The organism is Cetobacterium sp. (assembly GCF_048470075.1).
Lineage (GTDB): Bacteria > Fusobacteriota > Fusobacteriia > Fusobacteriales > Fusobacteriaceae > Cetobacterium_A.
Genome location: NZ_DBGBQB010000305.1, coordinates 1 through 2,599, shown reverse-complemented (window position 1 = coordinate 2,599; position 2,599 = coordinate 1). Strand labels below are relative to the sequence as shown.

The window sequence follows — 2,599 nt, the reverse complement described above, 5'->3', positions numbered from 1 at the left end:
GTTATTATTTAAAAAGATTTGAAACTCATAAAGAGTTAGGATCAGATATGAAAGAATACATAAATTTTTACAACAAAGAGATTACAAAAAATAAACAGTTTAAGCCCTTTAGAATACAGGGCTCAACCGCTTAGATTTTTATTTTTTATATTTGGCTTTCAGTGTAACTTTATCAAGAATATGTCCATCCATTTCATTATAAAGTTCATTTAAGTAGAAACCTGGTTGTAATTTTATATTTTTATCTAAAGCATAAATAGTAAAATTATAAGTATGATCTTTATCTGGTGGCGCAGGTCCACCAAAATGTGAAGCATCATTTTTATTTAAACCTCCCATAGAGGAAATCCAGCTATTAACTCCTTGAATAATATCTTCATTTTCTAAGCTAGAGTTTTCTTTTAGCTCAGTAGTAGTTCCAGGGATAATCGCAATCCAATGTATCCAAGAAAATCCAGTGACAGGGATAGCATCAAAATCTTCCATCACAAAAGCATAACTTTTGGTATTTTTTGGAGAGTTTTTCCAATTTAAAGGTAGCGATAATGAAGGCATTCCATTTAAATTTTGAGCTCCATATTTTCCATATTTTTCTTTTATATATCCATTTTCTATACCAGAACTTTCTAAAGTAAATCCAAAAGCTGAAATGGATAGAGCAGTTAAAGTTAATAAAACATTTTTCTTCATAGTGAAGTCCTCCTAAGTTTTGAATTAACTTAAGAATAACATACTATTTATTATCTGTTAATAACTCACTTTTTTGTAAGTATTTAATTCCCAATTCTTGAAATTTTGCAAAAGTAGGGATTAACTCTTTTCCAAATTCGGTTAATTTATATTCGGTATGCTTTGGATAAACATTGTATTCAATTTTTTCTAAAAGTCTATGCTCAATCATGTCATTTAAATGTTGAATTAACATTTTTTCATTACAACCAACAATATCTTTTTTCAAATCAGTTAGACGTTGGTTTCCTAAACGCATTCTCCATAGAATAATTGGAGTCCACTTTCCTTTTAAGATAAAGAAAACAGCTTCTAAAGGACAGGTTATATTTCTCACGGTATTTCTCCTCCTAAATTTATTTTTTATTTTAAGATACCATAAAATTATTCAACTTGTAAACTATTTATTGAGAATAGTTGATGAGCATTATAACATGGCTATACTCTATTTATTCACAGAGTATAGAGAGTTATAGTTTATATCAAAATCGTATTGTAAAACCAATTTAATATCATAGTTACTATAATTTTTTGACTCTCCATTATCCTGTTCTCTTTTCTCTTCAGAGCGATTAAGAATTCCCCAGAATCTTACACCATCTAAAGGGCCACTTTTAACGTTATAGCTAAAGATAAAGTTTAATCCAATCCCTTCTACTTTATGGATTTTTTCATTTTCCAAATATCCAGAAGTTATAGGGACAGAGATTCCAGCAGTAAATTCAGGAGTAAATTGATACATGGAACCAAAGGAATAAGAAAACATATCAGCATGAATTCTATCTAAAGTTTGATCTCCTACAAAAGTTATATCTGTTACTATTCCTGTATTAGGAGCGACTTTATCGCTTACATAACCAATGGCTGAGAAAAGAACTGTTTTATCTTGAATATAAGATAATTGTCCAGAATAAACATAAACACTATCAGCATTCATAGAGCCGGGTAAATTTTTAACTATTTTTTTAGTATCGCCGATAATATCAGCATAAAGACCTATGGCATCAATTTTTACCATTTTTTTATCGCTTAAAGGAATAAGTTTAGAAAATTTACTAGCAAATTGATTAGAAACATCTTCTTGATAACGGCTACCAAGAGTTAAAATAGTTCCCTTTTTACTATCATAAACACCGCCGATACTGTATTTAGGTTTTTCATCAAGAAGTTCATTACTTAAATTTCGTACCCCTACTTTAGCATCATCCCATTTTAAACCTGGATCAAAAGAACCAATTTCACGTTTTGTGTAAAGAGTATATAGTGAAAAATTATCATTAAATTTATTAGAGAAAAAAAATCCTTCAACTGTAATAGGTGTAGGTCTAATAGAAGAACCATTAATCATAGGAATTTCATATTCCCACCCACCATATCCATAATCTGTAATAAATCTACCAATTTTAAAGTCAAAGTTATCATATCTTAATTTAATAGCAGGGATAGCTCCATGATCAAAACCACTATGTCCATCTAAATAGAAACTTGAATCTTTCCTTGGATTTGAAGATATAGCATCTACTCTATGATAAGAAATATCAAATCCAATTATATTTTTCCAATAGCCACTTGTAAAATCTAAAAATGTCCCATTAACCCAAGCATCGGATTGCCTTTTAGATGCCGCTTCTCGATCTCTGTTCCGGTATTCATTTCTAAAACGTACTTTTAAGTTAGAATCAGTAAAAAAGGTGTTAACTGTAGGTTGTTGTTTAAAATTTTCAAGAGTTTCAACATTGTAAGAGTTTTCATCTTTAGCAGTTGAAGTTTGTTCTGCAAATAATGAAATTGATGTAAGGTAAAGAAGTAGAGATAGATGTGAAAAAATTTTTTTCATAAAATACCCTCCCTAAAATAATATATGCAATTG

3 protein-coding genes are annotated in these 2,599 nt (G+C 29.4%); all 3 read right to left on the bottom strand.

The annotated features are described in order from the left end of the window. Window positions 1-138: 138 nt before the first annotated feature. The 3 genes from ACMOUI_RS10775 to ACMOUI_RS10765 all read right to left on the bottom strand — a co-directional run bounded on the left by ACMOUI_RS10775 (window position 139) and on the right by ACMOUI_RS10765 (window position 2,566). Window positions 139-690 (bottom strand): YbhB/YbcL family Raf kinase inhibitor-like protein, encoded by a 552-nt coding sequence (locus tag ACMOUI_RS10775; RefSeq protein WP_418965699.1) that lies wholly within the window; start codon window positions 688-690, stop codon window positions 139-141. A 43-nt stretch (window positions 691-733) separates the two neighbouring features. After that, complete coding sequence (locus tag ACMOUI_RS10770; protein WP_418965698.1) at window positions 734-1,066, bottom strand: winged helix-turn-helix transcriptional regulator; 333 nt, start codon at window positions 1,064-1,066, stop codon at window positions 734-736. Window positions 1,067-1,174: 108 nt separating this feature from the next. Beyond that, window positions 1,175-2,566, bottom strand: coding sequence for an OprD family outer membrane porin (locus tag ACMOUI_RS10765; protein ID WP_418965697.1), 1,392 nt, complete (start codon window positions 2,564-2,566; stop codon window positions 1,175-1,177). Window positions 2,567-2,599 lie beyond the last annotated feature (33 nt).